We start from the raw sequence: 3694 nt of genomic DNA on the forward strand, positions 1-3694 counted from the left end.
TGGGCACAGCGACATCCTTCCCACCCGCCCCGCAGGGCAAGCCAGTTCAGATGTCACCCGATCGTGCACCAGACCCGGCACTCATGTCTGGGATGCGGCTTGTCGCCGGTAATGGCTGGTGAGGGATTGCTGCTGATGGAGCCGCCGCCAGTGCGACCAGCCGAGCCGGTAGGCCATGTCGTGGCGAAGCCGCCTTCCTTGCCTCCGGCAAGGACGACTCCGACGGCATCGCCCTGGACGACGTCCTCGGGGGCCGCCCGTGAGCGACGCGGCCTGGGCCGCCCGCCTGTCGCCCAAGGCCCTCCAGGTCATCGACGAACTGCCCGACCATGCCAGCGCCGCGTACTCCCGAGGGCACCGGCCGCTGCCCTGCCGTGACGGGAGCGGCCGAGGGGTTCATCAGCGCCGTGGACGACGGTGCCGTTCCGCGCGAGATGACCATCGTGCGAAACGGCCTCCATCCGGGGCTCGGAGCAGGGTCATAGGGCCGCGGTTGCGCTCCGGCCTTGGCCAGCGTGGGAGTCAGGGAGCGGGAGACGAGGGCCCGTGGATGACGATCGGCGCCTCCGCTTCGGCCCGGGCACGTGCCGAAGCGGCCTCGACCTCCTCACGGGTGACTTCCTTGTAGAACCGTTCCCCGTGAGCGTCGGTGATGTCGATGACGAACTTGGTCCACTCCTCGGCGGGCTCCTCCGGCACATGCCCGAAGTGGTACTCGGCGTCCTTGAGCAGCTCCTCCGTCAGCCGCACACCGGTCAGCCGCTCGGCGAGGGCGAGGACCGCCGCCTTGGTGTCGGTGCTCGGGCCGGTGCCGTCCTCGGTCAGGTCGAAACCGATCTCACGCATCAAGGGGACCAGTTCGTCTGGGGTGCTGCCGTACCTGTCGATGGGCCACTCAAAGCTGGTCCGAAGCTCACCGGCCTCGTACCAGTGGAACAGGTCGATGGGCGCGCCCCCGTTGCTGGAATGCGTCACGGCTCGCCCGGCCGCCGACAGGGCTTCCAGGAAGCGCGGCCGCATCTCCGCGCCGCCGTCAAACTGCAGGACGAGCGTCCAATCGCCGTCCGTGCCCGGCACGGTGAAGGTGCCTGCGATGAAGGAGTCGTCCCAGTAGTCCGTCGCATCACGCTGGTCCATATACCGCTCGGTCAGCGCGTCCACGCCCGTGCACGTGCCCTGCGGCTCCGCCCCCATCACACGCAGTACGTCGCTGGGGGCCATGCCCCGTACCAGGGTCAGGCCGTATCCGCCCTCTATCGCGTTGCGGAACACCGGGGAGGAACGTATCCAGGCGTAGTCCTGTGCGGTCGCCAAAGTCATGCCCCACGGTCTGGCCGCCACCACCGACACCGCTTTGCCCCCGCGCCGCTCCGCCTCCCGCTCACCCGCGTCGGTGTGCAGCCGGGTCGCGCTCGGCAACGTGCCGGGCGACCGCGTCAACACCTGGTCGTGCGTACCGATGCGCAGGCGCCCGACGAATGCCCGTACATGATCAACACCTGGACGACGAGCATGCATCCAGGGGCAGCTGCTCGCCTCCGTCTGGGTCGAAGGCCTCCCAGCCCGCAGTGGCCGGCACTACCGTGGACCTCGGCTTTGCGGCGCCGACTTGTTGAGTTCGGCGCCGCTGTGGTTGGGCCTGAGTGGTTCGGCGTCGCGGTGCTTACCTGACGTCGACGAAGTCGCCGGGTGCTGTCGAGGCGGCGGTGGTGGCGGTGCCGGCGAAGAGGTAGCGGTAGTACCCGTCGACTGTGGCCTTGGTGGTGGTCTTCAGGACGCCGGTGCTGCTGGTTTTGACGGTCTTGAGGGTGGTGTAGGCGCTGCTGCCCTTCTTGCGGAACTGCAGCTTCGCGGGCTGGGAGGCGTAGCCGGCGTACTTGGCCGTCGACCAGTTGGCGCGGGCGAGCTTGCCCGTGACCGTGATGGTCTTGCCCTTCTTGACGGGCTCGGGTGTGGCATCGGCGGTCAGCGTGGAGAGTTTTTTGATCGCGGCGGTGGCGACATCGTCGTTGTAGCTGGCGTTCGCGTACAGGTCCCACGCGCCCAGGAACAGCTTCCAGGTCCCGGCTACGCCGTTGTCCTTCATGTCGGTGGCCGGGTGGATGTTGAAGACGGCCTTGCAGTTGTAGACGCCCTGGGTCGCGGTCTCCGTGCAGCTGGGGTCGTCGTCCGTCCCCAGGCCGCCGGTGATGCCGGCCGTGGTCGAGCTGTCGGTACCCTGCCACAGGAAGGCCTCGGTGAGGGCGACGCCGTTCTGGTCGGTGGCGGTGTACGTGACGGTGACGGACTTCGTGCCGGTGGTGCCGAGGGCGATGTCCTTGCCGCCGTTGATGACCGCGTGCGAGAACTTGGTGTTGCCCAGCGAGTCGTTCGGACGAACGGTCTTCGAGGCGAAGGAGCTGAGCTTCGCCGACGCACCCGCACGCCCCGCCGCCTGAGCGGCAACCGGAAGAGCGAGTGCGGACAGAACGACGGCACCGGAAACTACGGCGACCGCAACGCGTATATGCATGAAACCCCCACAGGAACCTGAGAGGCCCGCCGAAGTCTCCCTCTGGCCGGGCCTGTTGATCTTCGCATCATATGAACTCAGGTCGGAAATAGTGAAGATCCCTTGTGCAATAAGTGCGTAACGGGCTAGGGGTGTCCGGCGGGTCATGCGACTGTCGGTTCGCTGTCCGTCGGCATCGAGCCGCGGCAGGACCACCCGGCGACCTAATAGAAGCGCTCGCGGGCGCACCACCCCATCAGCCGTCCGTGGCCCCAGCCCTGCTCAGGGACCCTCACTCTCGTGAAGAACTCGACGGCTCCGGCTGATTGGGAGGTGGCCCTGGGAATGGCTCGAATCACGGCACGGTACGGCGAGCGAGCTCGTGACGGCAGGGGCCAGAACGCATCCCTCTTGTCGAAGCACTCACGGTGCTGCTTACAGCACAGATGTCCCGCCCGGCCCCCGCCTGGACTGACCAACGGCCAACCCGCGTGCCTATTAGGCGTACTCCTCCCGCCGCAACCGAGCCTACCTGCGCAGACGCGGGATCAAGACGACGATCCCGGTCCCCGCCGACCGCGTCCGCAACCGCCAGAAGCTCGGCTCCGCGAGGCGGCCGGCCGCCGAAGTTCGACAAGACCGACTACCGCGAGCGGCATGCTGTTGAGTGCGGAATCAACCGCCTCAAGCGCCACCGTGCTGTGGCCACAAGGTATGACAAGCTCGCCGTCCGCTACGAGGCCACCGTGTTGGTCGCAGTCCTCAACGAGTGGCTATGACCAGCGCGTTCCAAGCAGGTCCTAAAATGGAGGAACGAAACGCTTGAGCAGTGCCTGTGCCATGACATGACCGTAGTGTTCGGCGACCTGCATGAGGTTTCCCCGTCGTCGGCTGGCAACTGAGGGTCTGCACCGTAGGCGAGCAGAATGGCGGTCGCCGCCGTGTTCCACGGGTATCCCGTCTGCAGGTGGCCATCGCCCTCAACATCGAGCGCGTGGGTGAGCAGCGTGTGCCCGAAACACCTTTCGTTCGGATCCGTTCCGGATGCGAGAAGAACGGACCCCGAGATTGCCGTCGTCTGGGCCGACTCCGCCTGCGTCGGAATGCTCGTGATCTGGGCCGGGAGCTACCTCGACATCACGATCCAAACGGTGCGTCGGCCGCCGGACGCGAAGGGCTTCGTCGTCCTTCCCCGCCGCTGGG

General features: G+C 67.1%; 2 protein-coding genes and 2 pseudogenes. 2 read left to right on the top strand and 2 right to left on the bottom strand.

Annotated features, from left to right (window positions below; genetic code table 11):
- Window positions 1-522: 522 nt before the first annotated feature.
- Complete coding sequence (locus tag KVT44_RS55255; protein WP_308314427.1) at window positions 523-1443, bottom strand: DUF6461 domain-containing protein; 921 nt, start codon at window positions 1441-1443, stop codon at window positions 523-525.
- Between the two features lie 220 nt (window positions 1444-1663).
- The gene (locus KVT44_RS55260) at window positions 1664-2512 is read right to left on the bottom strand and encodes a hypothetical protein (RefSeq protein ID WP_217576789.1); all 849 of its coding nucleotides are present in this window, start codon (window positions 2510-2512) and stop codon (window positions 1664-1666) included.
- 481 nt (window positions 2513-2993) lie between these two features.
- On the opposite strand from KVT44_RS55260, the pseudogene KVT44_RS55265 reads away from it, so the two are divergent.
- Both KVT44_RS55265 and KVT44_RS59700 read left to right on the top strand, forming a co-directional pair.
- A pseudogene (locus tag KVT44_RS55265) lies at window positions 2994-3270 on the top strand (transposase); the annotation flags it as partial.
- Between the two features lie 270 nt (window positions 3271-3540).
- Window positions 3541-3694, top strand: a pseudogene (locus tag KVT44_RS59700) (IS5/IS1182 family transposase); the annotation flags it as partial.

The organism is Streptomyces sp. GbtcB7 (genome assembly GCF_019091445.1).
Lineage (GTDB): Bacteria > Actinomycetota > Actinomycetes > Streptomycetales > Streptomycetaceae > Streptomyces > Streptomyces mirabilis.